This is a genomic window from Algoriphagus confluentis (assembly GCF_036245625.1).
Lineage (GTDB): Bacteria > Bacteroidota > Bacteroidia > Cytophagales > Cyclobacteriaceae > Algoriphagus > Algoriphagus confluentis.
This window is the reverse complement of the sequence record NZ_BTPD01000003.1, coordinates 98,516-124,850: the sequence shown is the minus strand read 5'-3', so window position 1 is coordinate 124,850 and position 26,335 is coordinate 98,516. Positions and strand designations below refer to the sequence as shown.

The window sequence follows — 26,335 nt, the reverse complement described above, 5'->3', positions numbered from 1 at the left end:
CGTATCAAATCCTACTCCTTTCAAAATATGCTCAAATCCCTACTCCTCTCCTTTTCCCTCCTTTTCTCTCTATCGGTTTTAGCCCAAACTCAGCCTGAAGACCAAGCCCAGCTTGAGGCTTTGATCCAAAACTCTTTCGATGCTATTTTCTCCGAATTCGACGAAGGAAAACTGACATCCTTCTATACCGAAGACTTTTTACTACTCGAGCAGGGAGAAGTCTGGGATATGGACATGGTCCGCAGCTACCTCAGCCGGGCAAAAAGCAACCCCAATCCCTCCGTCCGCACCAATCGGTTTGACTATATCAAAACCGTGATCGAAGGAGACCGTGCCTGGATTGCCTACCACAACTATGCGACCATCTCAAGAGACGGAGAGGTCATCCGGGAATTATATTGGCTGGAAAGCGCCACTGCAGTACGTACTCCGGAAGGCTGGAGACTGGATATGCTGCATTCCACCCGGGTTGAGATTTAAGATTGATAAATCTGATTGTACACAATTATTCCAATAGACGAATATTCCTCTGTTTTTGGGCTGGGAGACCGGAGACGGAAGACAGAAGAAGTCCAAGAATCGGCTTTCCTTGTTCAATTAAACTTCTGAATAGAATACTGACGAACTTCTATAAAACCAAATTGAAAGATTCGAAAATTGGAAAATTGATCATTGGCCATTGATCATTGATCATTGATCATTGATCATTGATCATTGAAAAAGTTTTTCCAAAATCTTATACGTAATCAGATACGTCGGCTTCACCCCATCCATGCCCAAAGCGCCTGAGGCCAAGGTGCTTCCGGTTTCCAGAGGATTATCCGAAGCATAGTAGGCATAGAGTACCTTCACGTTGGACTTGATGCTACCTCTGATTTTGGAGGCGGATTGAATGGCTTTTTGGTAATGGGCTCCTTCCATTTCCAGCCCAACCGCCTTCCAGGAAGACTCCATAAAATAGGTCAGGATATCCCGGTTCTGAAGGGAGGTCCCCAAAACAGTGATCATACTTCCAGAATAAACTCCCAGCCCATACCCTTCAAAATCCCCCTTTTTCAGTTCATTTCTGAAAGGATAATTGTCCGCTGTCCCCTCAAAAACATGGGAATCCGGCACCATCAAATCGCCCTTTCCCCCGTGGAGAATTCCGGCTTTCCCCATGATGGAGGTCGAAACCACATTGAGCGGATATTTCTTCTTCCCTTCTGAATAGGGTTTCAAGAGCTCATCAAAGCATTCATAGGCCTGCTCACCAAAGGCATAGTCCATCACCACAAAAACAGGCCTTTTGCTGGGTTCTGAAGGTAATTTTACTCCCGGGAGAAGCGTGTCTTTTTCCAGATGTGCGGTATCGATAATCTGAACTCCGATGTTGGTTCCGGACTCATCAGGCAGGTCTATGAATCCATGCTTCTCTGCGTAATCTTGGATTTTCTTCCCGGGATGGTTTTTTGCTCCGATTGAAATTGAAGTAGCCACCTCCTCGATTGCTTCAAAGCTATCCGAACCCAATAGTTGATGGGAATAAACGGTGTTGAGTACACTGTGGAGATTCGCTGAGATGATATGAATAGGCCGCTGAATCAGTCCTTTACCCAACAGAGTAGCCTTGATTCGATTAGCCCACATTTCCCCATAGACATGGTGTCCGATGCGCTCTCTCAAAGTCGCTGAGAAGCTGATCTCCCGATCCATCCCATGGGTGGTCTCCTCCATCGCGAGCTTGCCCAAGTGATAGACGATGGAAAATAGGCTATTGGAATTGGAGCTTTTGGAAAACTTGCGCACCGCAAGCAGGGTCTCCTCAAAGGTTCTCCCGATAATATGGCTTAGGTAGGATGAAGCACATTCCGCATCCAATTCTTCTCCAGCTTTTTCTTTTTTCACAAAATCCTCCAGCATTTTCCAGTTGGGAGAGATTCTTCCTTTTGGATCCGTACTGTTGCGGGCGATTTTTCTTGATTCGATGTAGAGAAAAGTCAAATGGGTCAGAATGTCGTAAATATCCGACCTACCCCGGGTCATTTCCACATACATGATTTCCTCATCGAGACGATAGCAATTCCGCTTACGCTTGGGAGGTACCAAAGGAGTCAAATGGGAAGTCTCGTAGCCTTCCCTGCTGATCAGTCGAACGTAGCGACACTCCTCGATTCCTTTGGGCAATCGCTCCATCACGTAAAGCAAGCCATCCAGCTCCACCTTTTCCTGATCGGAAAGAGAACCATAGATCTCCGGGCTCAAAACCATCAAGGCTTGCACCAATCCCTCTCCGGATACGCCCATGGGTTTATAGCTGCCCCGGTTGAAAAGGTGTCTCATGGTGATGTACAATCGCTCGATGGCGGCTCTGGATTCTTGTGCTCTCGTTCTTTTCATATCAGATTCTCTTTCTGGATCGATCAGGAGGTTTTGAAAAACAGGACGGTTGAGCTTATTCAACCTTGGAATAAAACACTTAAAATTCGGCGAATTTAGGCATTTTCAGCCAATTTGGGTGCCGAAAACCCAAAATTCACGCAAGATTAAGATTTTGATAAAGGCAGATTCCTCAAGCTTTTTTCATCCGATCGGCAAAGTACTTCTTCAGCTTTTCCACTTTGGGTCTTACCACAAATTGGCAATACGGCTGCATCCCATTCAGATTGTAATAATCCTGATGATAGTTTTCAGCAGGGTAAAAATTGGTAAAGGCGCTAATTTCAGTCACGATCGAAGAGTCAAAGACCTGAGCTTCATTGAGCTCTTTTTTTATCCGTTCTGCGGTTTCCTTTTGCTTTTCATTCAGGTAAAAAACGGCAGATCGATACTGAGGTCCTACATCGGCTCCCTGCCGGTTGAGTGTGGTAGGGTCATGGGTGGCCCAAAACACTTCCAGTAGTTGTTCCAGACTGATTTTCTGCAGATTAAAAAAGACCTGAATCACTTCAGCATGCCCCGTAGTGCCGGTACAAATCTGTCTGTAGGTTGGGTTTTCGGTGATTCCGCCTGCATAGCCTGAGAGGACTTTTTCTACTCCTTCGAGGCGCTGAAAAACAGCCTCGGTGCACCAAAAACAGCCACCTCCCAAAATAATACTTTCCAATCCGGGAATTGTAGCGGCCGGAGTTGTGGGAATTTGTTTATCATTTTCCATAGGGACCTTTTCTTTAAAAACAAACACCTAATTCCTCACTTAGGTTTTTGAACTTTTGAAATTCTGACAGGTCCTTGGGGAGGTTCATGAAGGGAAACCGGAATTCCCCTTTGGGTCACCACTATATGTCCCTCCCGGTATAGTTCGAGCATAGCCTGTCGGATATCCGGCATAAACAGCCGCCAATCCTCCGGGTACATGGATCGGACTACCTCAGAAGGACAAAATGAGGAGGTCTTTCTCCTCCTGCAAAAATCCAAAATAGCCGATTTTAAAATATCCATGGGCAGACATCAGTGACAGGTCATCACGAAGGCCGGAGGAAAGTTTTTTAAGGTAAAACGGGCCTGAACCTCCGTGAAATACTTGGAAAAAAGGTTTTTCAGCAGATAAGAATAACAAATCTGGACAAATTTACCTTTTGGAGTCAGGGAATTTTTGGAATGGGTCAGAATGGCGTCAGTTGCCTCTTTGCTAATCAGGCTGAATGGAAGACTGGAGAAAATCGCATCTGCCTTCCTGCCCATCAGATAGAGATGGATGTTTTCGGCTGAATCATTGATAATCTGAATGTTTTCTCCCGGAAATTGCTTTCTCATCGCTTTGCAAAAGGATTCATTGATCTCAAAGACCAACAAATGAGCGGAAGATGGCATTCGGCTGACGATGCCTTCGGTGATGCTTCCATCCCCTCCTCCCAATTCTACTATCACCTCTGCCTCGCTGAGATCGGTGAAAGAAAGCATTTTTTTTACAAGGGATTTGGAGCTAAAAGTTACCGCTCCCGTTGTTCCCAAATTGGAATACAATTCCAACAATAAATCTCTTTTACTCATAATGGACTAATGACCTTCGAAGATACCTGAATTTGTTTTACTTTTCCGACATAGATTCACTCACCCAAAAAATATCATGGCCCAAAAGGCTCAAATTCACTCTGTACTCCCTGCGAAGCTAGAAAAAATCATGAGGACTTTTTGGGGAATGGCTTGGGTTTATCTCTTGTTGATGCTCATTCTCCGGGTTGCCGAACTCAAGGTAGTGTTCCAATCTCATGTCCTGGAATTTGACCCTACCTCCCTGTTGGTGGTCAGCTTCTTTCAAGACTTGGGTTGGGTCTTTTATTTTCTTGGACTTTTGTTGATTATCCATCTCCTGTGGAGTCTTTTCTCGGTGACCCTATCCAAGATCCTGGTCCAAACTATCTTGACGCTGGTACTCCTTATCCATATTGGTTTGGTATTTTATTTTTCCAAGACCCTCCTACCCCTTGGAAAAGATCTTTTTGCCTACAATCTAAATGACATGCTATTGACTGTCAAAGCCTCAGGTCAGCTCAATGCATTGAATCTGGGACTGGGAGTGGTGTTTTTTGGGTTTGTCTTGAGTTTGCTTCATTTGGGAGTGATATTGACTCGATTGTCCCTAAAGACCTATTTTCTCATCACTGGGGGATTACTAATCTTTATCCTTTTGTTTCGATTTTCTCCCGGGTTTGAGTTGGATGAGGGAAATGAAATCCGAAAGAACATCCAACTGAATAAATCCAAGTTTTTGGCAGAAGAGACCTTTGACTACTTGGTTTATGGCGGAGAGTACTACTTTGATTTTTATCTGAGAAGCGGAAATGAGGACCTTGCAGTAAAGAAAACCTTCAATAGGGATGAGTTTCCATTTGCGCATCAGGCAGCCTATCCTGATGTGTTGAGTCCTTTTTTCGACTCGCTTTCCTCTCCTCCCGACTTGGTCTTTATTTTGGCAGAAAGCTTTGGAAAGGCCTATTCCGGAAAAGGTGCCTATCTGGGCAGTTTTACTCCTTTTCTGGATTCCCTCGAAAATCACAGCTTGACCTGGACCAATGCCATTTCTTCCACGGGAAGAACCTTCGGTATCCTACCCGGAATATTTGCTGGACTGCCCTTTGGGGAAAAGGGTTTTCTTGAGCTCTACGACGAATTCCCCTACCATCAGACTTTGATCAGTATATTGAGAGACAATGGCTATAAAGCCCGGTTTTTCATCGGGGCGGACCGGAAGTTTGACCATGAGGGTGATTTTTTGGAATACCAGCAAGTGGATCAGCTCGAAGATGAATCGACTTTTCTTCCCGGATTTGAAAAAGCCCCTTCTACCAATGGTTTCTCTTGGGGTTTTTCTGACAAGGAGTTGTTTAAAAACGGATTACAAAAATTACCTGCTGAAAAATCAGGTCCTGAAATCCGAATTTTCCAAACCCAGACTTCCCATGACCCCTATATTGTGCCCGAAAGGGCCTTTTATGAGCAGAAATTCTCTTCCCATTTGAGAAATTACCTTCAGATCAGCCCTGACAGAATCCCTGAATATGAGGCCTACAAAAACATCTACATGACTGTACTTTATGCTGATGATGCCATTCGGATGTTTTTTGAGGAATACAAGAAAAGACCTGAATTTTCCAATACCATTTTCATCATCACCGGTGATCATCGCCTCCCGGAAATCCCCATGTCTTCAAGGCTTGACCGGTTTCATGTCCCTTTGTTGATCTATTCTCCTTTGATTAAATCTGCGGAGGTTTTTAAAGGGATCAGCAGTCATTTCGAAGTCACTCCGAGCATTCTTTCTTTTTTGGAAAAAAATGCGGGTATCGATCTCCCTCAGGAATTCATCTGGCAGGGACAGGTGCTGGATACTTCGCGAGTTTTCCGCTCTCAGATTGCCATGCCTTTGATGAGAAACAAGAATCAACTGGTGGACTATCTTAGCGGGGAGTTTTTCCTTTCCGACGGACAGCTTTTTTTAATCAGTGACCGACTCAATATTGATCAGATTGAAGACAGCAACATGCTCAATCAGCTGAATGGAGAGTTTGAGGATTTCAAAAATAAAAATGCCTACACCGTGCAAACCAGAAAACTACTTCCTCCTCAGCTGTAAACGAATCAGGGCTTCTTTTTCTTTGCAGCTTCATCAAAAATCTGATCCAACAGGGGTTGGAAATAGTTCCAGTAGAAACTATGCCTGTTGGTATGGTCAGCCGTCACGTAGAAACCTCTCCAAAGTGTAGGCAGCCCGGCAAAGGTGTGATAGCCCAAGTCGGGATCCATATCCGAAAAATCACCTGCAAAATAGTATTGCCTTCCCCCGCTGATTTCCCTGAAAACTGCCGAGGGAAAAAACCGGGGCAAACCCATTTTTTTAAGACGCTCGTATCCCAGCGTACTGGGGTCGATATCAAAATAGGAAATAACCTGATAATCCCGCTCTACCAGCACGATATCCATCCAATCGGGATAGGGAATCACCTGAGGCAATTTATACCCGTGTTTGTTGATTTTTTGCGTGCGGACTAAGGGCACTTTATTTTGATAATCAAGCCCATGGACAAAGACTTCCACCTCTCCGGAATCCCGGATAAATACCATACCTGAACCAGAAAAAGTCCATTTTTTTTCCTGAAATGAATACATTTCCACCAGCCACAGAGGGATCTCCGGATTGACTTCTGGGTTGAGCTCATCAAAATACCTTGCAATCCACCCTGTCCATTTTACCCCCATCAGATTTTCAAACTCAGACCGGATGGATTTAGGGGTGGGAGATGCCATCGAGTTAAATTCGGCTATCAGGTATTTTCCCTGATCCTTGGCTTGACGAATGAGTTCAATCTCCGGTTTGCCCATCCCTCCATAGATTTTTCTTTCCTGCTGAACGGGGGAAAAATCACTTTCGTAGACACCATAGGTGTCAGCTATAAAAACCAAATCAGATTCGGAAACCTTCTCTCTGATTTCATCTGTTGATTTGCCTTCAAGATCTAGTATCTGCCCTTTTTTTTCCTTGTTTTCATCGGGAAAAAAACCAAAGTAATCCTGGTCCACCAAGTACTCTTCTCCGTTAGCCTTCTTGAATTTACCGTGATTTAGCGCCCAAACCACTCCGGTATGTTCTCTAAATTCCCGATTGGGAACCGTTTTATCTACCAAGATTACCTGTAGGTTTTTTTCAGGAGAAAATCTCCAGATCAATAAACTGAGCAACGGAAAGCCCACAAACAGAATAAGCAAGGGAGTCAGTCTGCGAAAGTATACTTTTACTTCTTCTCTCATGGGCGTGGGCAAATCCTAAAACCTGTATTCTGTACCAAGGGAAAGGTTGAAGTTATTCCGGACATTATTTTCTCCCAATTCATCTCTACTCCAGCCCGTAAATCCAAAGATCATCCATCTGGGTGAAATCAGCTGCTGATACCCCAGACGAATTCGGTAAGAATTGAGCAATTGGCTTTGATCGCGGGTTTCTTCATCAGGAGACACACCTGTACCCAGCTGAAGGCTGAAGAAGTCCTCTGCGGTCTTGAAGTAATATCGAGCTTGCAACTGTCCCGAAGTACCTGTACCCGCTTCGTCCGGAATCACATTAAATCGGAAATTGATCCACCAATTTCCCACATACTTTCCTACCGAACCGGTAATCATGTGTGTCACCTCGGTAAATCCCAAGTATCTGTAGCCCCCTTCGACTTCCCAGGCCTTGGGCAGATTGTGGTAGTAGGAAGCCCCCAACCTAAGTTTTGGAAAAAAAGTGGCTCCGGAGCCACCGATATTGAGATAGGCATAGCCATTTTTTCCGATAGAAGGATAAGCATCCAATTCATACAGGGTGCCAAATCCGTCAAAACGATGAGATTGGGTGACTCTTGCGATCAAGGCCCCGGTGAGTTGGGTTCGGCTGCGGCCATAGACTGACCAAGTATGCCATGGAGAAATATCACCAAAGAAGGTATCGTAGTCGTAGGTAGCCCCCACAGCGTTGGTCCTTCGGAGCCGCTGAAGATTTTGTACATATCCCAGCATTCCTTCCTGCTTATATCCTTTTTTGAAAAGCGGGTCTACCAAATCATAGGCTAGGTCATAATCTTCCCGGAAATAGGCTATTCGGGATTCCCGGTAGGCTAATTCATCCGGTAAAGGGTTGAAATTGGATTTGGCTCTTTGGAGGATTGATTCTGCATTATCCAGTTGATCTGCCCACATCAGATTGTCCAGATAGGCTGAATACCCATCTGCGTAGGCGGGAGATACTTGAATAGACCTTTCAAGATAGATATTGGCCGAATCATTTTTTCCTTCCCATGCATAACTTCTCCCTACCAAAATCAAAATATCCGCATACCTAGGAGAAATCTCCAAAGCCCGAAAAGCAATCATTCTTCCCTCTTGATACTTGCCTTCAAGAATCAATTTCCGGGATTGGACTAGGAGTTCATCTGGATCTTGGGACTGTTGGGCTCTGGCTGGGTAGACCATGCCAAAGAGTAGGAGAAGAAAGAGCCGGTTTTTTATGTAAATCATGCGTTCTCTAAAATTTGAAGGATATAGCCCAAGGGATTTGGTCGTGCCCTAAAGGGCATGGTTTGAGGAATCTGTCCTTCTTGGATTTTCATGATGTGGTCGAGGATTGGAGTGCTTTCTTGTCTTCTGCAGTTTTGAATCCTGTTCGAATCATCGAACCCCAGCCCCCTTTTCCTTTGATAAAGTCCCAGTGACCTTTGAGTCCCCACCAGACCACCTTCGGATGGATGGTAAACGGTTCGATGATAATGGTCCATATCAACCTGTTGAGGTCTTTTTTATCTTTGTAGTTATTGAAAGCAATTTGCTCATAAAGAATGCTGAATGAGGATACCAGAATAGAAAGCAAGTACATCAACAGAAGCAAGGCAAAGAAGTAAATGGCACTAAAATCTCCAAGATAAACCAAAATGAAGGTATAAATCACCCCCAAAATTTCGATGATGGGACCCGCTTTTTCAAACACCGACCAAAATGGGAAGGAGATCATTCCAATGGTATGGTATTTGGGATTGAGGCTCATTTTCTGATGAAGCTGCAAGGTCTCTATCGTCCCTCTCATCCACCGATTGCGCTGACGGGACAGGACATCCTCGCTTTCAGGCACCTCTGTCCAACAGAGCGGATCGGGAACGAAGGCAACTCGGTAAGGAACCCGGGCTTCCTCCATGTATCTTCTCATCCTTACGACCAATTCCATGTCTTCCCCCACCGTCTTCGGGAAATAACCTCCTACCTTTCGGACCAAACTGGTCCTGAAAAATCCAAAGGCCCCGGAAATAATCAACTTGCCATTGATTCGGGTCCAAGCCATCCTTCCCATAAGAAATGCCCGAAAATATTCTACCACCTGAAACCTTCCCAAAAGGGACTGAGGCACACGATAGTGGGTGACGGTACCGTCTGTCACGTCACAATTGTTGGCAATCCCAATTACCCCTCCCACAGCAATTACTTTGCGATTGGTCTCTTCCATAAATGGCCTCACCATCCTCGAAATGGAGTCGCTAGCCAATATACAATCCACATCAATGCAGGCCAGAATCTCCATTCCAGCGATATTGATTCCTGTATTCAATGCATCTGCCTTGCCTCCGTTTTCCTTGTCTATGACGGTCAACCTCCGATAGGAGAGATTAGAAGATCGATAGATTCCTTTGACAGGCATGGTCTCAATCTCCGGATAATAGGCATAGTCTGTCTGCTCCAGATCAAAATGACTAATCAGCTTTTCAAGGGTATCATCTTTTGATCCGTCATTGACCAGAATTACTTCAAATTTGCCGTAGTGAAGTGAGAGCAAACTCTGAACATTCTGCACGATAGTTTTGCCTTCGTTGTATGCCGGGGCCAAAATCGATACACCGGGTGCCATCTGAGAAGTGACAATATCTCCGTAGTCAGCAAAGCGGTTTTTTCGAAGATAATCCCTCATTTCCAACGTACTGAGTACCATCATGATCAGGTAAACCAAAATCACCGAAAAGCTGACTGCCAAAAAGAACCAGCCGAAAAGTTCCAGAATGAAATAAAACAGAAAATTATACATGGGCTAGAAGTGGGTCTTTGAGGTGATCACCGATTCTCTTGAAATCTTCATCCCGGGAAGAGGCCACGAGGTACTCAAATTCTCCTTGGTCCAATTCCTTTAAGCTATTCAGCAAAACACGTTGGGTTCGGAAATCTTTCTTTTCCTCCAAAAGTCTCCTAATCAGCCGGACTGATTCCTCGTTACCCAAGATGGCGGCTGCCTTGCCTGCAGGTATTAACAGTTCGGAGCGGGTAGAACCGAGGCAGGAATTGATGAAGTCGATTTCCATATGAGCTCCCAATTCCTGATAGGTTTTCAGGGTCTCTATTTTCTCCTCATCGTTCATGGAGTGAGCGTGTCTCGACAATTCTCCAATGAGGTCCGTTTTTCCCAACATCCTCACCAATCGAATGGCAAAGATTCGGATACTTCCATTTTTGGAGTCAAAGAGCATGGAAAGATTCAAAGGCCTTTGATTATCCACAAATCGGATGATTCTTAGGAAATTCATCTGTTGCCAATCGGAAAGCGGGTAGGTTTGATCCCGCAAAAAAGATAAATCGGATTTTTCGGACAGGTTGAGTAGAGCGGCAACTGAAAGAGATCGAACATGATAGTTGGAGGAATTGGTAAATCGCTTGACCTCCTGAAGCAATTCACGCAAATCCATTTCGTTGACTTCCACCAGACCTTCCGCGATTTGATGCCATTTTTTGGATCGAAGCTTTCGCATCGTCACCTGCACAAGCCCCGTCCTTATATACAGTGCTTTGAGCTTTCCTTTAAATTCCCCCTTCATCTTTTTGTTGAGACCGATGATCCGGGAAATCAGCACTTGTTGATAGAGGGGCTTGGAAAGTAGAGATTCATTGAAATTCTGATTGATCTCCTGATCCCCCATCTTTTCTATTTCTTCGATTTCCTTTTCAAACAGCAAGGTAGTAAGCGGGTCTACCACCAATTGATCATATTCTTTGATCAGCTCTTCCTTTTTGTTTTTCCGTGATTTGTAGATCAGCATAAAAACGATGATGAAAAAGGCTGAGGCAAGGAAAAATAAAATAACAAACGTTACCCCAATCAATTTGAAGTCTAAAAAATAGGTAAAGGCATTCTTGAAAAAAGGAGAATAGCGCACCTTATACGCCAGGGCAACCCAGTCTGATTCGGGAAGAATTTCTTTGTCTTTGGGGAAAAAGTCCCGATTTCGAATTAAAGTAGAAAGGTACTCTTCTGCCCCATCCCTAGTGGTGGGTGAAGAATAGACGGAGTAAACCAATGCATAGACTTGGGAGGAAGTGTCGGGTAGGAACTGCAGGAGCGCGAGCTCAGTGGACAGAGTGGTCAGCTTGCCGCTGTCTGTACTCATCAAAGGCAACCAAGACTTTCCCAAAAGCAAACTGTCTTCTTTTTCATCTTGCTTTTGAGGAAAATAAACCTGAAAACCAAGGCCTGGAATGGCTTCTTGGACAATCAGAAATTCCTCAAGATTGGGATAGGAGGAAAGAAAATCCACATCCTGACCGGAGACTCTTCCGCAAATCAGGCAGAAAAGAAGAAGGAGGCCGAGAAAAGCTTTTTTCATTAAGCTTAAGATAGGATTCTTTTCACTCGAATCGCAAGTTCGTTTGGATTAAATGGCTTGGAAATGAAATCGGATACTCCAAGATTGAAAGCCTCCAAAACCACATTTTCTTCGTCGCCCAGTGAGCTGAGTACGATGATGGGAGTCTTGGGACTGAACTTCTTGGCATGGTGAATCAATTCAATTCCACTGCGGAAGGGCATCATCACATCCGTGATGATCAAATCAGGGTTGACGGAATCAATAGCGTCAATTCCCTCATTGCCATCTTTGACCAGGTGGGTATCATAACCATCCTTTTTCAACCTAAACTGAACCAAACTCGAAATCAGAAGATCGTCTTCGATTATTAGGATTTTTTTTGTCATGTCGGGGGTGAAAACAACCCTAAATATAGCAGGGTAATTGTACCAAAAACAGGTTTCTACCGCTCAAATAAGGGACAGCCACTGCACATTGATCTTACATTTAAAAAATCGTATTTCAAGCTCTGTTTTCAGCCATTAGTCAAAAAAAAAGTTTTAAAAAAAAAATCTCAATGGTTCGTTTAAGGTCATTTAGTAGCTTGCTAGTTGAAGAAAACCAATCAATCGAATGAAAAAATCATTTCTTAAAGCGGGTTTGCTGGGATTGTTGGTTGCGGGATTTTTCATCCAATCTGCTAACGCTCAAAGCGATCCGACTGGAAAAAGAAGAGTCACCGGAACCTATGCGATCACCAATGCTACGCTTTTTCCCTCACCTGGTCAGCCGGGTACCAAATCCACAGTATTGTTCAAAGATGGAATCATATTGGGTGTTGGTTCTGGGATTTCCATTCCTGCCGGAACCCAAGTGATCCCCGGCGATTCACTTTTCATTTACCCGGGTTTTATCGACGGTGCAGGAAGCATGGGCATTACCAAACCAAAAGACCCCGAGAAGCCAAAAGATTTTGTCTCCTCGGCTCCTCCTGATGAATTGGCCGGTATCACGCCGTGGAGAACTGCGGTAGATCAGTTTGACCCAGCCTCAAGCGAGGTGGATGACTGGAGAAAAGCCGGATTTACAATATCCCATTTGATTCCCGACGGAGGAATGATTCCCGGTAAATCCGCAATACTTGTTCTAGGCGACGGCAAATCCACCAATTTGATCCGTGCAAATACAGCTATGGCCGCCAATTTCCGGGGATCTCGGGGAATGTACCCTGCCACTGCTTCAGGAGTAATGGCTAAATTCAGGGATGTTTACCAAAACTCAACTTTGGCCCTCGAGCACGAATCCCTTTTTGCTTCCAATGCAGGAGTGACCCGCCCAAAAGTAACCCCTACTCAATCGGGCATGGCGCCAGTCATTCAAAAACAAATCCCGGTAATATTCGAAGCTCCCAAGGAATTGGAAATCAGAAGAGCTATGGCTCTGCAAAAAGAGTTGGGATTCAATTTGATCCTGACTGGATTGGAAAACTACGAGCACCTGATTCCTGTATTAAAAAGTTCAGGAATTCCGGTATTGGTTCAGTTGTCACTGCCGGACGATAAAGCGATCAAGGCACAAAAAGAAGATGGAGTGACTGATGCAACCCAAGCCCAATATGCCCGGGTCAAGGAAGCCTATGAGGCCGTGCTCAAGCAGGCCGCCAAGCTGGAGGCCGCGGGGATTCCTTTTGCTTTTTCCACATCCGGGGCAAAATCCGGAGACGCACTGAAGAATCTTAGGACCATGATAGAAAACGGCCTGAGTGAAAAAGCTGCTCTAGCCGCATTAACCACCAATGCGGCCTCGATCTTGGGAATATCCAGAATAGCCGGCTCAGTCGAAAAAGGAAAACTGGCCAATTTCATCGTGAGTACAGATTCCATTTTCAACGAAGATGCTCAAATCAAGCACGTTGTAGCTGATGGGTATATCTTTGACTACGAAGTAAAGAAGAAGACTAGCAATGGCAATGGAACCACCAAGCCAGGAGAAGGTATTTCGATCGCCGGAGTTTGGGAATATCAGACAGAATCGCCCGCAGGAAGCACAGGTGGTGAATTAGAATTTACCCAAGAAGGTGCCGGCTATCAGGGAAGCATCACTTACGACGATCCTTCCGGTTCCGGAAAAGCAAAAGCACCTGTGAAAAACATCAGTGTAAATGGAAATCAAATCACATTTGAGTTTGATGTGAATGCGGGAGGGACGGATATTACTGTAACTGTATCGGGAGAAATCAACGGAACTACTATGGATGGAACTATGTCTATCGCACAGTTTGGCTCATTTCCCCTCACCGCCAAGCTAGCTTCACCAAGCCTTTAATAATGAAAAGAATGAAAAAGCTAATCTATATCGTTGCTGCTTTCTTGGGCTTAGGATGGAATGCACAGGCCCAGACTCCCAAAGGAAGTGTTTTAATTAAAAACGCAACCGTCCTCACCGTCACCCAAGGCAATCAGGAAAACACCGATGTCTTGGTTCAGGATGGAATCATCAAACAAATCGGAAAGAATCTATCTGCACCTTCTGGGGTGACCACTATAGATGCCAGCGGCAAGTACCTTATGCCGGGCATCATCGATGCACACTCCCATGTCGCACTCGATGTGGTCAATGAAGCCTCCTCTCCCATCACTGCAGAAGTACGAATGAAGGACGTAGTCAATCCTTTTGAAGTGGGAATCTATCGGGCACTCGCCGGTGGAGTGACGATCTCCCATGCGATGCATGGCTCAGCAAACGTAGTGGGAGGACAAAATGCCACACTGAAGCACCGATGGGGTGCCAAAGATCCTGCAGATATCATCATGCAGGACGCCCCAAGAACCATCAAATTCGCACTGGGAGAAAACCCAACCCGAGTTCATGGAAGAGGAAACGGAATCCAACCCAGGACGCGAATGGGTGTAGAAGCGGTCCTTAGAAATGGATTCAATGAGGCTATTCAGTACAAGAAAGCCTGGGATACCTACACTTCTGCCAAATCCCAAAAAGGAAATACTACCCCTCCTCCAGCCTACAGCGAGAGGCTTCAGACCTTGGCAGATATTCTGGACGGAAAAATCATCATCCATTGCCACTCCTACCGAGCAGATGAAATCTACATGCTCATCAACGTAGCCCGTGACTTTGGTATCAAGAAATTGGTCTTCCAACACACCAACGAGGGATTTAAAGTAGCTCCGGAAATCGCTGAATATACCATGGGTGCTTCTGTATTTGCAGACTGGTGGGCATACAAGTTTGAAGTGTATTACTCTACCGCTTTCAATGCAGCCATCCTTCATCGAAACGGTGCCATCACTTCCATCAATTCCGATTCTGCAGAATTGATCCGTCACCTCTACCACGAGGCAGCTAAAACGCAACGCTACGGAGGGCTGACCGATGATGAGGCTTTGGCCATGATCACCATTAATCCTGCCAAACAACTGGGAATCGATGACAAAGTCGGTTCTATTGAGGTGGGAAAACAAGCAGATTTGGTCATTTTCGAAGAACATCCTTTATCTTCTTATGCCGTACCCCAGATGACATTCGTGGACGGCGTGAAGTATTTTGACATCCAGGAGGACAAAGACGATCAGCGTCAACTAGTCGCCGCCACAGAAATGGTAGAACCAATCTTCCTTCGGGCTGACGAAGAAGCTCACCGGTGCATGCAGGATGTAGATGCCTATTTTGAAGCCTTCCAAGGCGCATTTTTGGAAGAACATCATCATTAATTCCCCCAAAAGACTAGCAAATGAATCATATTCTAAAAACTATCTACACCCTGCTTTTGGCCTTGATGCCATTAGTAGTACTAGCTCAGATTGACGGGGATTTTGTAAAGCCCCGCTCGGGAAAATTCCTATTGCAAAATGCTACTGTGGTGACCATTACCAAGGGTACTTTGACCAATACCTCAGTCTTGGTAGAAAATGGAAAAATCACCCAAGTAGGAGCAAATCTTTCTGCAGGAGATGCAGAAGTCATTGACTGTACCGGAATGTTTGTTTATCCGGGAATGATCGATAGCGGAACCCGATTGGGTATGGTGGAAGTAAGTTCTGTCCCGGAAACTGTGGACTATGCAGAAATAGGAAACGTAACTCCCAACATGCAGGCCCTGACCACAATAAACCCCAATGCAGAGGCAATCGGAGTGACACGCGTTTCTGGCGTCACTACCGTCTTGGCAGTCCCTACAGGTGGACTTTTCCCTGGCACAGCCGCTTTGATCAATCTTAATGGCTACACACCTGACCAAATGTATGGAGGCTTCAAGGCCGTGGTGATGAATTTCCCAAGTTCTGGTAGAAGAGGTCGCTTTGACCGGAGATCAGATGAGGACATCAAAAAAGAGGCAGAGAAGTCCATGAAAGAAGCCGATGAAATCTGGAACAATGCCAAAAACTATTTGGAGTTGAAAAATTCCGGTGCTACCCTTCACTATTATCCAGAGATGGAGCACTTATCCAAAGTACTGGCCAAAGAGCTTCCCCTACTCGTCCAAGTCAATGCGGCATCAGACATCCAAAATGCCATCCAATGGGTAAAAGACAAAGATATCCGAGTTATTTTCTCCGGTGTAGCTGAGGGCTGGAGAGTAGCCGAAGACCTTGCAAAGTCGGGAATCCCGGTGATTACCGGGCCCGTACAGGATCTGCCTACACGCCAATCCGATCGATACGATGCAGCCTATGCCAACGCCGGTAAAATGGCCAAAGCGGGAGTAAAAGTAGCACTGAGGACAGATGAAGAAGAAAATGTCCGCAATCTGCCTTTCCATGCTGCCTTCGCTGCCGCCTATGGCCTCGGTAAAGAAGAAGCCTGGAAAGCCGTCACCATCAATCCGGCCGAAATCATGGGAATAGCCGATCATTATGGATCTGTGGAAGTAGGAAAACGAGCCAATCTGATAGTGGCTACGGGGGATCCTTTCGAAACCCGAACACAAATTATGCACGTATTCATCGATGGATACAGAATTCCTCTTTCCAATCGACACATCCGACTTTATCAGGAATTCCTCGAAAGGTCTCCTGGTCTTAAAGCAAATTGATTTTCAGAAAGCCATGGGACAAGTTCCCGTGGCTTTTTTTCTAATAGAAAGATTCGAACATTAGAAGTTTGAAAAATTCCATGAGCAGCAGCCCAACAATAAATGAATCTATACCCCTAAGAAAAAAATTTAGGCCTAAATTGAGCTGAGAGAGTCAGCACTCGGAAGTTTTGATTCTCCATCCTCAATCTTTCAATTTTACAATTTTATAATCTTCCAATCCCCCACATGAAAAAAAGAATACTCTCAGCCTTTGCTCTTAGCCTTTTTTTAGGGAATGTCTCCGCTCAGGACGGCTTTCTCCCCTCCCAACTTGCCGATCAGAAAAAATTTGAACTGGATTACCTCAATGCAGTTCCTTTTGATCGATTTAAAATTCACCTGCAGGAACTGACAAAAAACCCGCACATCGCCGGCACTCCGGAAAACGAACTGGTCAAAGACTATATGGTCAAAATAATGGCCGATGCCGGCATGGCGGTGCGAGTGTGGCCTTATGATGTCTATCTTCCCAATCACCCCGGCAAATCTGAACTTCAGATCATTTCTCCGGTACAGATGACCCTTTCCCAAAAAGAAGGCAAAATCGATGAAGACCCATTTTCGGATGATCCAAGACTTCACTTGGGATTCAATGCTTTCTCGGGAAGTGGAGATGTGACCGCTGAGGTAGTTTATGTCAACTACGGAACCCGGGAGGATTTTCAAAAACTCGCCGAAATGGGAGTTGATCTCAAAGGAAAAATTGCCCTCGCCCGGTACGGAGGCAATTTCCGCGGATACAAAGCCAAGTATGCTGAGCAGTATGGCATGATCGGCTTGGTCGTCTACACAGATCCAAAAGACTCCGGATTTACCCGAGGGGATGTCTATCCCAATGGGCCTTATTATAATGAAAACACAATCCAAAGAGGCTCCATGCTTACTTTGGATTTCACCGGAGACCCGCTTACTCCAAACAGACCTGCTTTGCCTCTGGACGGACCAAAAAAGATAAAAAGAGATGATCCTGCCACGGTGGATTTTCATACCATCCCTGTGACTCCGATCGGATACGGTGCTGCCAAAGAAATCTTGAGCCGGATGACCGGTTCAGAAGTCCCGGAAGCTTGGCAGGGTGGATTTGATTTTAAATACCGCATCACCGGTGGTGAAGAACTAAAAGTCCGGGTCATGGTGGACCAAAAGCCGGAATTTATCCGTGCCAATAATGTCGTGGGGACATTTGTGGGCAAGGACTTTCCGGATGAATGGATTATTTTGGGTTCTCATTACGATGCCTGGTCATTTGGTGCGACGGATCCCAATTCGGGCACAGCCATGCTCCTTACGTTTGCCGAGGCCTTAGGCAAGTTGTATAAAAACGGACAAAAGCCATCCCGATCCATTTTAATTGGTCATTGGGATGCAGAAGAACAGGGTGTAATCGGCTCCACAGAATGGGTGGAACATCTCAAAGATGAATTGGGTGCCAAGGCTATTTCCTATATGAATTTTGACGGAGGCGCTTCCGGAAGAAATTTCGGCGCTTCAGCCGCTCCCACTTTGAAAAAGTTGATCATTGATGCTTCCAAAGAGGTGATGTACCCTGATTCTGCCAAGACGGTTTTTGAAATTTGGGCAGGACAAAATGAAGAGCCCAGAATCGGAAACCTGGGTGGAGGATCTGATCATATTGCTTTTTACATGCATGTGGGAGTCCCTTCACTCAGTGGAGGCTCGGGCGGAGTCACTGCTTACCACTCCAACTACGACAACTTTCATTACTATTCCAAATTCTCGGACCCCAGCTTCAAAATGGGGGGAGCTGTGGCCCAAGTATTCGGTTTGGTCGCTATCCGTCAGGCCAATGCTGCGGTCATTCCCTACGATGTACCCCGATATGCCAAAGATCTAAAAGGCCATTTTGAACAAGCGGTAAAAAACGTACAGACTATAGACCCAAGCTTTCAAGGATTTGATCAAGTCGCGGCTGCCCTTTCCCGATTGGAGCAAGCCTCAGAGGCCTATCAATCCAAACTACACCAAGCATTGAATGAGGAAGCCTTGCCCGAAAAAAACCTGAATAAAATCAACAAAGGCCTGATCGGTTTGGAAAAAAGCTGGATCGACCCAAAGGGAATGTATTACGGGGAATGGTACAAGTCTCTTTATGTCTGCAATGATCCTTTCTCAGGCTATGCTTCTTGGATACTCCCGGGTATTCAATATGAAGTGGCCATCCAAAACACTTCCCGACTGGAAGAATGGGATAGTCGATACGCAAAAGCCATCTTAGATCTTAGTAAAAAGATCGATAAACTGACCCAACTCATGGAGTAAAACAGAAATCCGCGAAATCACCCTTCGCGGATTTTTTTCGACCTTGAATAGCTATAGACTTCGCAACTGACTAGTCAAAGCTTGGTCCAAGTCAGGAGAGTTGGACCAATTGGTGAGATAAATGGGTAGATTGGTTTTTACCGATCAAAAACTTGCGCTTATCCGATATATAAATTACTTTTATTCAAGTGCTTACTTGATTTTTCTTGAGTTTTCAGCCCCACAAAGGCTTTAATTATATTTTCTTTTAACCTAAATTTTTAAAAAAATGGCAAAAACAACCCTTAAAAAGGAAGAGCTAGACGCACTCAAAGCAAAAGCGAAAATAGCCTCTTCAGCCACCGATTTGAATGAGAGATTTCAAAAAATCGGTAATCGTTTTGTATTCAAGGCTATGAGAAAGACGCCCCGATCCTATGCGGGTGTGTTGGACTTGGATCCAGCCTCATTTAAGCTGTCAACCCGATTTGAATTCAGGGAAATCTCTCTGATCAGCCCGGATGATTTTGATTATGTACCAAAACTAAGTGCAGCAGACAAAAAGTCCGCAGAACCCATTGATGAAGAAATGAGCAGCTTTCAAAGCTACTACGCAGTGGATTCCGGATTATTGAACCCTGTGAGTATCCAAGCGGATGCTTTGATTGCCAATATGCCTGAAGTGGTGGACCATCGAGTAAATCAATCACCGGTCAAAGACCAAGGCGGAAGGGGTACCTGCGTTTCTCATGCTTGCATGGCCGTATTGGAGGCTTTTCCGCATATTTCAGACAACCTTTCTGAACAATACACCCACTACAAATTCAATGAGTTTCTAAACCGCCCTCACAATCAGGACAATGGGCTTAAGACCACCGATGGTGCACCTTTCTTGGCCAGAAGCAACGGAAGAGTCTGCCTGGAAAGCCAATGGCCTTACATTTCCAATCAAACTACCATCAATAATATGGTGGCCAACAATACCTACGGACCACCACAGGCAGCGGTAAACAATCAATCCTTCGGCATTGGAAGTTATAAGATCATTGAGGACAAAGGCTTGGTGGGTGAGAGTATCAAAAATACCCGCTACTTGGAAGCCCTCCTATTCCAGGGTTATGATATTGTCTTTGGTTGCCATGCTTCATGGGATGATAAGGACAACAATGATATTCTGGACCCATTCCTGAAAAGCGATGGCAGCCCAGCTAACCCCGGAGGACATGCCATGTTGATTGTCGGCTACAACAGGAACGAGCAGTATTTCATTGTCAAAAACAGCTGGGGAGCCACTTGGGGACATAATGGTTACGGATATTTTCACTACAACTTTATCCGGGCTTGCGCCAAATACGGATTTGTAGTACACAGCACCGTACCGGCAGCTCCACCGAATCCACTACCAAGAAAACTGGCTTTGGCCCCTTACAACACTACCAAAATCAGCAGGGCAGCTTTACGGGCAGCAGTAGTATTCTTCAAGACTTCCTCTGGCAGGTTTGCCGTAGCGGAAGCCTATGCCGGAGACAATCTTTACTTGAGAAATCTCCGCGTTTACAATGCCAATGGAAGTCTGCATCTCACGCGAAGTGCCTTGATTATCAGAAGCTCTTACCTTTGTGACTTGGATACCGGACGAGAGACAAGTACCAATGCAGACTTTTGGTGGCAAGGAGTACGGGCAGGGGTCCATTATTTGGTGCCTCGCAATAATGCGCAAGCCTGTATCGGCTACAATTTGGCCGGACTAAATCACGCCAATATTAGCACCATGAATTTGTCCACCACTTCGGTGTATTCGAATCTATTGAACTTTGCTGTTTTTGTAGGCAAAACGAATGCGGGAAGAACCTTCAAGATGCTCGTGCATGCCAAGTCCGGCAACAAGCTTCATATTTCCTATCTTGAGGTTTACAATTCAGATGGAAGTAGATTCAAATACAAGGAATCCATAGATATTCCTTCTTCCTGGACCTACAACCTGGATTCCCTGGCACTTTCCGGAGGAAATCAGGCTGATATCTGGTGGAATGTCATTTCGGATAATGTAGCTTTCCTTCGTCGCTACTCCTCTGCAAAACTCCGTTTGGTCTGGACACTATAAATTATGAAAGTAGACTTTGATTTAGATACTGTTGATTCTTTGATCTTGGAGATGGGAAAAACCTACCGGATGCAATCCGTGACCCATCCTTTGACTCGTGAGTTTTTCATGATGAGACCGGAAATCCTTTTGCCAGACTTCATTTCTCTGGAAAAAGAAGAAGGTCTGGATATGGAAGGAACACATGGATGTATCTATACCCTAAAAGCAAAAAAACCGGGTAAAGGAACACTCATTTCTTCTATAATTGATTTAAAATCAGGAGTTCCAGCCAAAGAGAAAAAAGTAACTGTTGAAGTCACGTAGGCCAGGAAATTGATTATTTCCAAAAGAATAAGGTGTTGCAGAATTTGCAACACCTTTTTTTCCAATTACTCTCCTGAAGAATGATTTATCGATCCAGCTTGAGTGGGATGAGTCGGTAAATGGGCTGCCCCTCAGAACTAGTCCCTTCCACTCTCAACTGGATCTGATCGGTCCCGTATGGAACATAAATAAGCGTTTGGAATTGGCCATTTTCAACCTTTATCATCGGGTTCCAATAGAGTGTAGCTTTGGGTTTGAGGTATTGATCTTTGGGAGGAGTATTGGAAAAGGCAGGAAAAGAAGTAAATCCGGCTACAGGAAAAATCTGAAATCCCTCCGAATTAAACTTTTTATAAGAATCAGGACCAATTCGTGAGCCATTTTTGGTTTCGATCATCAAAACACCCGAATAACCAGCCATACCAAAAACCACATTGGAAATATTGTCATTGTAGGCCTTGACCGATTTCAATTGGGAAGGCTCAAAACTGAGTAATCTTTCCCGGAATTCTAAAGGGTCTAAAAAGGGCATGGAGTTTCCGTCGATGATCAATAAAGGAGAACCTGTTACCTCTCCGAAAGTATAATTTCGAAACTTCAGGGTATTAATATTGAATCGGAGTAATCCAAGAATTTCTGCCCAGGTTTTGGTTTCCAAGTCTTTGGGCCCAATTTCCTGATTGGGATCACCATACCCATAATTTCTTTCAGCTTGGCTTTCTTTTTCTTTATCCGATTCTTTGACAAATTCCTCCAAAAGAATGTAATCTCCGAAGAAATCCATTAATGGTTCCTGCGCTTTGGGGAGGAGTACCACCTGATAGGAAGCCTTGGAAAAAGAACCACGAAATCCGGGTCTTACCCAAGGAACAAGTTCCACTCTTCCAAAAGGCCTGAGCTTTTGATCCAATGCGGCAATGGCAATCTGTGCAGAATCTTCAAATTGGAACCCACTCGCCCAAAATACTCCTGAGGAATCCGAATACACTTGCCCATAATCTTCCAAATCTCCTTTGACCAATGTTATTGGAACTGCCAAGGGATCTCTTCTCTTGTTCGGAAAAAATTTACCCAACACAGAAACCCCATATTCTATCGGATAAGGCAAATCAGTGTCAAAAGACTCTTTCAAGGGATTATCCAGCCACTCCATAGCCTTTTCCAAACGGTACTGAGGCTCTACCTCCATTTGCAAGGAACCTACTGTGGCTGTGAGTTGGACTTCCGATTCTACCTGATTTTCAAATTCATCCAAAAAATCTAACTCAAGTGAAAGGACTCGGTAGTTCAGTGAATCGCTAAGGGAATACCGAGCAGCCACCTGAATATCCCCGAAAAGCCCCTCCTCCTCCTCCACGACATTGGCTTCGAGCATTTCGTGGATATCCAGAATTGGAAATGGGAGCCTGAAATAATCCATTTCTCCAAAATTCATACTCCATCGGGTATAAGCCCTCAAGAGGTAATTCCCTTTGGACAGGGTGTCGGAAAGCAAGAGTCCCCCTGAAATTCTTCCATTCTGAATGGGAAAGGATCCATACTGAACCGTATTCAGCCGCTCATCCATCAAATCCCAATGAAGAACACGGCTGAGTGTGTCCTGCTTGATTTCGTTTTGGTAGAGCATTTTCCCACCTACCCATAGGGTTTCACCTGGATAATAAAAGGCCTTATTGGTACTCAGCCAAGGTTTTTCACGGAGGTTGTTCAACATGATATGCCTATTTTGAAATACCTGAAAATCATCCAAAAAGCCGGAAAAATTTACATTGGGAATAAAATCCAAAGGAAGGGAACGAGCCATGCGCTGCCTGCCCATAAATCCGGAGAGGACCAATTGTGTAGGATGCAAAAGTGTGCCTTTCTGGTCCACATCAAAATGTCCGGAGGGAGCCACTATCCATGAAATGGCATGGTATATATTGGTGTAATAGTCATTTGGCCAAGGTTTAGTCAAATGGTGAACCTCCACCCTCTCCGGAAGAAAAATCCGGTAAGTCCCATTTCCCAAAGGCTTCACATAGACAAACTCTAACTTGACTGGAACGATAGATTTGTTCAATTCATAATAAAAATCATTGGTACGATCTTCCTTAGGGATTTTTGGATTAGCCGTGTATAGTTCAAATCCCTGCGCACCTGAATTTTTCAAAAGAATAGACATGACTAAATGCCTGACTGAGTTTCGATAATTAAGCTCTTTTTCCCTCATCCAGATGGAATCAGTCAAGGCATTTTCAGAAGGAAGTTCTTGGTAAAAAGCCTGCCCAAAAAATCGGGAGGCATTTCGGAGCATTCTAAAATCCTGCAAATAGAAATCGATTCGATACCCCAAAGCCCTATTCTCTAATTGCAAGGGTTGCCGGGCCGATGCCTTGGTGTAATTGAAGCCTTTCTCCGGTTTTACAGTCTCAAAATCGATTACCCAAGGATTCAATATTTCAATATCTCGGCCGAAAGGATCATCCGGAACAGCCAAAAACACTTCTTTGAATCGCTTGAGATTTCGCTCCCAGCTTTTATCCCGTTTAGCTTTCAACTCAACTTCAGACAATTGATCTTCAAGGAAAAGCAATTCAAAATTCTGCACAATGGACTGCCTTCCTTTTCTCTTGATCTCGACGGACCGGGTTTCAAAACCAACAAAGGAAGCGACCAGTTCGAATTCTTCCGGGAGATTTCCGGATATAGAAAATCTCCCCTCCTCATCGGTAGCTGCACCTAAAGTTGAATTATTGATAAAGACATTGGCAAAGGGAAGTGGCTTATTTGATCCCTTTTCCGTCACAATTCCAGAGATGGTTTGAGCTTTTAGAAGGAAGGATGAATACAGAAAAATTATAATCAGTCCAAACCGCATCCGGAATTAGATTTTTTTTGGCTAAAGTTTAAAACTAATCCTTTTTTAAAAATTACCACTACCGCCTATAAGAATTCGCTTCATGTCCATTTTTTGAAAAGTGCTGTCCGCAAATGAGCACTCGTTTAAAATAAATACTGTCATTATGGTTCGTTTGGGCTGATATAAAGATTTGGAACAGGCTTTGAACCTAAAATTCAAAAATTCCATCTATGCTGACCTTTATTCTCTGGTGTATCCTTTTTGTAATCTGTTGGCCGATTGCCATTTTGGCCTTGCTTCTCTATCCAATAGTTTGGCTTCTTTTGTTGCCATTTAAGCTTCTTGGATTTGCGATCGACTTGAGTTTTGATCTGGTTAGGAATATTTTCATGTTACCCTTTAGATTAGTCGGATACCGATGAGTCAATTTTCGAAATCAATTTTGGCAGGTCTCCTGTACTTATCACAGGTGGGAGCAGTAATGGCGCAGGATTCGATGACTTATCGAATTACTGAAAACTATGTGCCTGATGATCTTGAACTCTACAACACAATTGTAAAGTTGGATCAGGAGTTTTTTGGGTACTACAACGAATGCCAAACCCAGTTGGAAAAATATGCCGATTTTTATGCGGAGGATCTGGAATTTTATCACGATCAGGGTGGCTTGAGTAAAAGCAAAGAAGAAATCGTCCAATCCACACAGAAAAATATCTGCGGTAAAGTGACGCGTCATTTAGTCCCCGATAGCATAGAAGTCTATCCTATCCCTGGGTTTGGAGCAGTAGAAATGGGTCTACACTATTTCATCAATACAGACAATCCTCCTGATGAACCCAGAAAAATGGGACGGTTTATAGTCTTTTGGAAGGACGGGCCAGAAGGTTGGAAGATTTCCAAAGTCGTCAGCCTTCATTAACCCAACCAACTCTATTTAGGAGGATACATTCTGCAAACTGCCTACTGCAAACTGGACACTAAGCCTCCCTACTTCCCGAATACAAATCGTATTTCAGTAAGCGACAATCAATCGTCCCATTCCAAAATTCGATCCTTCTGCTGGCTTTTAGGCCTACTTTCTTGGCCAATTCAAGATTTCCGGTAAAAATATACCCCCGGTAGCCGGCACATTTTTGCTTCATAAAGTCCCCCATTCGCCGATACGTCAATTCCAACTCATCGTTTTCCCCCAATCTCTCCCCGTATTCCGGATTGAACATGACAACTCCTCTGGGTTTTTCGGGAATTGAAGTCTCCGCAAAATCACAGACCTGAAAGTCAATCATATGCTCCACTCCGGCAAATGCCGCGTTTTCTCTTGCAAATGATATCGCCTGAAGAGAAATATCCGATGCGACGATTTTCACTTCTGTAGCCTCCACGATTTTGTTTTCCAGCTTTTTCTTTTTGGCCAAAAAGGCTTCCGGATCATAGCCCAGAATGGATTGGAAAGAATACTGATCCCGGAAAAGTCCAGGGTATCTCCGGGTTGCCATCAAAGCGGCTTCGATCGCCAGAGTACCCGAACCACACATGGGATTGATGAAAGGAACTCGGGTATTCCATTCGGTCGCATAAATCGTAGCAGCTGCAAGAGCTTCTATCATTGGGGCTTTACCCGGAATTTTCCGATACCCATGCTTAGCCAGTGTCTCTCCTGAAGTATTCAGATATACAGCAGCTTGCGTATCCTTCCAGAAAACCTGAAAGACCAAACCCGAAAAATCCGATCCTGAGTCAGGTCTCCTTCCATAGAGATCCCGAAACCGGTCCACAATGGCATCTTTTACTTTTACATTAACAATCAAAGGAGTGGTTACCGATTCATTTTCCACCACAGAATTGACAGAAAAGTACCCATCCACATCCAGATATTCCTCCCATGGGATAGCTTTAAATCGTCGATAAATATCCTCTGCAGAACGCAAATAGAAGGATTTGATCTCATAAAGCACATGAGACGCTGTTCGGAGATGGAGGTTGAGATCCATGCAATCTTCGAGAGAGGCTTTGATGCTGATGCCCGTCCTTACGATCTCTTCAGGAACAAATCCCAGTTCCCGAATTTCTTTTTCCAAATAACTTACCGAGCGGTCCTTGCAGGTAATAAAAACCTTTCCCTTTTGGTTAAAATCAAGCATGTGCAAAGGTAATCAAACCAATTTGGGTTTTTGGAAAAAGAC

At 44.6% G+C, this 26,335-nt stretch carries 20 protein-coding genes; 9 read left to right on the top strand and 11 right to left on the bottom strand.

The window, feature by feature from the left end; translation table 11 throughout:
* The first annotated feature begins 27 nt into the window (after positions 1-27).
* Positions 28-480 carry a nuclear transport factor 2 family protein gene (locus AAA943_RS05255; RefSeq protein ID WP_338223182.1) on the top strand — a complete coding sequence of 151 codons (453 nt, stop codon included), beginning with the start codon at positions 28-30 and terminating at the stop codon, positions 478-480.
* A gap of 231 nt (positions 481-711) precedes the next feature.
* Here AAA943_RS05255 and AAA943_RS05250 read toward each other — a convergent pair whose 3' ends face one another.
* From AAA943_RS05250 to AAA943_RS05235, 4 genes are all read right to left on the bottom strand, one after another.
* Positions 712-2,379, bottom strand: a complete 1,668-nt coding sequence (locus AAA943_RS05250; protein ID WP_338223181.1) for a DUF6909 family protein — start codon at positions 2,377-2,379, stop codon at positions 712-714.
* A 172-nt stretch (positions 2,380-2,551) separates the two neighbouring features.
* Complete coding sequence (gene msrA / locus AAA943_RS05245; protein WP_338223180.1) at positions 2,552-3,136, bottom strand: peptide-methionine (S)-S-oxide reductase MsrA; 585 nt, start codon at positions 3,134-3,136, stop codon at positions 2,552-2,554.
* A gap of 35 nt (positions 3,137-3,171) precedes the next feature.
* The gene (locus AAA943_RS05240; protein WP_338223179.1) at positions 3,172-3,420 is read right to left on the bottom strand and encodes a DUF3253 domain-containing protein; all 249 of its coding nucleotides are present in this window, start codon (positions 3,418-3,420) and stop codon (positions 3,172-3,174) included.
* Positions 3,421-3,429: 9 nt separating this feature from the next.
* Positions 3,430-3,972 (bottom strand): class I SAM-dependent methyltransferase, encoded by a 543-nt coding sequence (locus tag AAA943_RS05235; RefSeq protein WP_338223178.1) that lies wholly within the window; start codon positions 3,970-3,972, stop codon positions 3,430-3,432.
* 130 nt (positions 3,973-4,102) lie between these two features.
* On the opposite strand from AAA943_RS05235, the gene AAA943_RS05230 reads away from it, so the two are divergent.
* Positions 4,103-6,055, top strand: a complete 1,953-nt coding sequence (locus AAA943_RS05230) for an LTA synthase family protein (protein ID WP_338223177.1) — start codon at positions 4,103-4,105, stop codon at positions 6,053-6,055.
* 5 nt (positions 6,056-6,060) lie between these two features.
* Here AAA943_RS05230 and AAA943_RS05225 read toward each other — a convergent pair whose 3' ends face one another.
* The 5 genes from AAA943_RS05225 to AAA943_RS05205 all read right to left on the bottom strand — a co-directional run bounded on the left by AAA943_RS05225 (position 6,061) and on the right by AAA943_RS05205 (position 11,956).
* Positions 6,061-7,227 (bottom strand): hypothetical protein, encoded by a 1,167-nt coding sequence (locus tag AAA943_RS05225; RefSeq protein ID WP_338223176.1) that lies wholly within the window; start codon positions 7,225-7,227, stop codon positions 6,061-6,063.
* Positions 7,228-7,242: 15 nt separating this feature from the next.
* On the bottom strand, positions 7,243-8,472 hold the full coding sequence (locus tag AAA943_RS05220; RefSeq protein WP_338223175.1) for a YaiO family outer membrane beta-barrel protein: 1,230 nt from the start codon (positions 8,470-8,472) through the stop codon (positions 7,243-7,245).
* A gap of 88 nt (positions 8,473-8,560) precedes the next feature.
* Positions 8,561-10,021: a glycosyltransferase gene (locus tag AAA943_RS05215; protein WP_338223174.1), complete on the bottom strand. Its 1,461-nt coding sequence runs from the start codon at positions 10,019-10,021 to the stop codon at positions 8,561-8,563.
* Positions 10,014-11,588, bottom strand: a complete 1,575-nt coding sequence (locus AAA943_RS05210; RefSeq protein WP_338223173.1) for a hypothetical protein — start codon at positions 11,586-11,588, stop codon at positions 10,014-10,016. Before AAA943_RS05210 ends, AAA943_RS05215 begins: the two co-directional genes overlap by 8 nt.
* Before the next feature lie 5 nt (positions 11,589-11,593).
* Positions 11,594-11,956, bottom strand: coding sequence for a response regulator transcription factor (locus AAA943_RS05205; RefSeq protein WP_338223172.1), 363 nt, complete (start codon positions 11,954-11,956; stop codon positions 11,594-11,596).
* 226 nt (positions 11,957-12,182) lie between these two features.
* On the opposite strand from AAA943_RS05205, the gene AAA943_RS05200 reads away from it, so the two are divergent.
* The 6 genes from AAA943_RS05200 to AAA943_RS05175 all read left to right on the top strand — a co-directional run bounded on the left by AAA943_RS05200 (position 12,183) and on the right by AAA943_RS05175 (position 21,310).
* Positions 12,183-13,874 (top strand): amidohydrolase family protein, encoded by a 1,692-nt coding sequence (locus AAA943_RS05200; RefSeq protein WP_338223171.1) that lies wholly within the window; start codon positions 12,183-12,185, stop codon positions 13,872-13,874.
* Between the two features lie 11 nt (positions 13,875-13,885).
* Complete coding sequence (locus AAA943_RS05195) at positions 13,886-15,277, top strand: amidohydrolase family protein (RefSeq protein WP_338223170.1); 1,392 nt, start codon at positions 13,886-13,888, stop codon at positions 15,275-15,277.
* A 20-nt stretch (positions 15,278-15,297) separates the two neighbouring features.
* Entirely contained in the window at positions 15,298-16,599 is a 1,302-nt protein-coding gene (locus tag AAA943_RS05190; protein ID WP_338223169.1) for an amidohydrolase family protein, read from the top strand.
* A 228-nt stretch (positions 16,600-16,827) separates the two neighbouring features.
* On the top strand, positions 16,828-18,921 hold the full coding sequence (locus AAA943_RS05185) for a M28 family peptidase (protein ID WP_338223168.1): 2,094 nt from the start codon (positions 16,828-16,830) through the stop codon (positions 18,919-18,921).
* 268 nt (positions 18,922-19,189) lie between these two features.
* Positions 19,190-21,004, top strand: a complete 1,815-nt coding sequence (locus tag AAA943_RS05180) for a C1 family peptidase (protein WP_338223167.1) — start codon at positions 19,190-19,192, stop codon at positions 21,002-21,004.
* A 3-nt stretch (positions 21,005-21,007) separates the two neighbouring features.
* Positions 21,008-21,310 carry a hypothetical protein gene (locus tag AAA943_RS05175; protein WP_338223166.1) on the top strand — a complete coding sequence of 101 codons (303 nt, stop codon included), beginning with the start codon at positions 21,008-21,010 and terminating at the stop codon, positions 21,308-21,310.
* Positions 21,311-21,395: 85 nt separating this feature from the next.
* Here AAA943_RS05175 and AAA943_RS05170 read toward each other — a convergent pair whose 3' ends face one another.
* On the bottom strand, positions 21,396-24,170 hold the full coding sequence (locus AAA943_RS05170; protein WP_338223165.1) for a carboxypeptidase-like regulatory domain-containing protein: 2,775 nt from the start codon (positions 24,168-24,170) through the stop codon (positions 21,396-21,398).
* Between the two features lie 400 nt (positions 24,171-24,570).
* On the opposite strand from AAA943_RS05170, the gene AAA943_RS05165 reads away from it, so the two are divergent.
* On the top strand, positions 24,571-25,071 hold the full coding sequence (locus AAA943_RS05165) for a nuclear transport factor 2 family protein (protein WP_338223164.1): 501 nt from the start codon (positions 24,571-24,573) through the stop codon (positions 25,069-25,071).
* 58 nt (positions 25,072-25,129) lie between these two features.
* On the opposite strand, the gene AAA943_RS05160 is transcribed toward AAA943_RS05165, so the two are convergent.
* Positions 25,130-26,293, bottom strand: coding sequence for a THUMP domain-containing class I SAM-dependent RNA methyltransferase (locus tag AAA943_RS05160; protein WP_338223163.1), 1,164 nt, complete (start codon positions 26,291-26,293; stop codon positions 25,130-25,132).
* Positions 26,294-26,335: the final 42 nt, after the last annotated feature.

Bases quoted from the DNA above. Each gene is read 5' to 3' on its own strand.
- AAA943_RS05255 (WP_338223182.1), top strand. From the start codon at position 28: ATGCTCAAATCCCTACTCCTCTCCTTTTCCCTCCTTTTCTCTCTATCG.
- AAA943_RS05250 (WP_338223181.1), bottom strand. From the start codon at position 2,379: ATGAAAAGAACGAGAGCACAAGAATCCAGAGCCGCCATCGAGCGATTG.
- msrA (WP_338223180.1), bottom strand. From the start codon at position 3,136: ATGGAAAATGATAAACAAATTCCCACAACTCCGGCCGCTACAATTCCC.
- AAA943_RS05240 (WP_338223179.1), bottom strand. From the start codon at position 3,420: ATGGATATTTTAAAATCGGCTATTTTGGATTTTTGCAGGAGGAGAAAG.
- AAA943_RS05235 (WP_338223178.1), bottom strand. From the start codon at position 3,972: ATGAGTAAAAGAGATTTATTGTTGGAATTGTATTCCAATTTGGGAACA.
- AAA943_RS05230 (WP_338223177.1), top strand. From the start codon at position 4,103: ATGAGGACTTTTTGGGGAATGGCTTGGGTTTATCTCTTGTTGATGCTC.
- AAA943_RS05225 (WP_338223176.1), bottom strand. From the start codon at position 7,227: ATGAGAGAAGAAGTAAAAGTATACTTTCGCAGACTGACTCCCTTGCTT.
- AAA943_RS05220 (WP_338223175.1), bottom strand. From the start codon at position 8,472: ATGATTTACATAAAAAACCGGCTCTTTCTTCTCCTACTCTTTGGCATG.
- AAA943_RS05215 (WP_338223174.1), bottom strand. From the start codon at position 10,021: ATGTATAATTTTCTGTTTTATTTCATTCTGGAACTTTTCGGCTGGTTC.
- AAA943_RS05210 (WP_338223173.1), bottom strand. From the start codon at position 11,588: ATGAAAAAAGCTTTTCTCGGCCTCCTTCTTCTTTTCTGCCTGATTTGC.
- AAA943_RS05205 (WP_338223172.1), bottom strand. From the start codon at position 11,956: ATGACAAAAAAAATCCTAATAATCGAAGACGATCTTCTGATTTCGAGT.
- AAA943_RS05200 (WP_338223171.1), top strand. From the start codon at position 12,183: ATGAAAAAATCATTTCTTAAAGCGGGTTTGCTGGGATTGTTGGTTGCG.
- AAA943_RS05195 (WP_338223170.1), top strand. From the start codon at position 13,886: ATGAAAAAGCTAATCTATATCGTTGCTGCTTTCTTGGGCTTAGGATGG.
- AAA943_RS05190 (WP_338223169.1), top strand. From the start codon at position 15,298: ATGAATCATATTCTAAAAACTATCTACACCCTGCTTTTGGCCTTGATG.
- AAA943_RS05185 (WP_338223168.1), top strand. From the start codon at position 16,828: ATGAAAAAAAGAATACTCTCAGCCTTTGCTCTTAGCCTTTTTTTAGGG.
- AAA943_RS05180 (WP_338223167.1), top strand. From the start codon at position 19,190: ATGGCAAAAACAACCCTTAAAAAGGAAGAGCTAGACGCACTCAAAGCA.
- AAA943_RS05175 (WP_338223166.1), top strand. From the start codon at position 21,008: ATGAAAGTAGACTTTGATTTAGATACTGTTGATTCTTTGATCTTGGAG.
- AAA943_RS05170 (WP_338223165.1), bottom strand. From the start codon at position 24,170: ATGCGGTTTGGACTGATTATAATTTTTCTGTATTCATCCTTCCTTCTA.
- AAA943_RS05165 (WP_338223164.1), top strand. From the start codon at position 24,571: ATGAGTCAATTTTCGAAATCAATTTTGGCAGGTCTCCTGTACTTATCA.
- AAA943_RS05160 (WP_338223163.1), bottom strand. From the start codon at position 26,293: ATGCTTGATTTTAACCAAAAGGGAAAGGTTTTTATTACCTGCAAGGAC.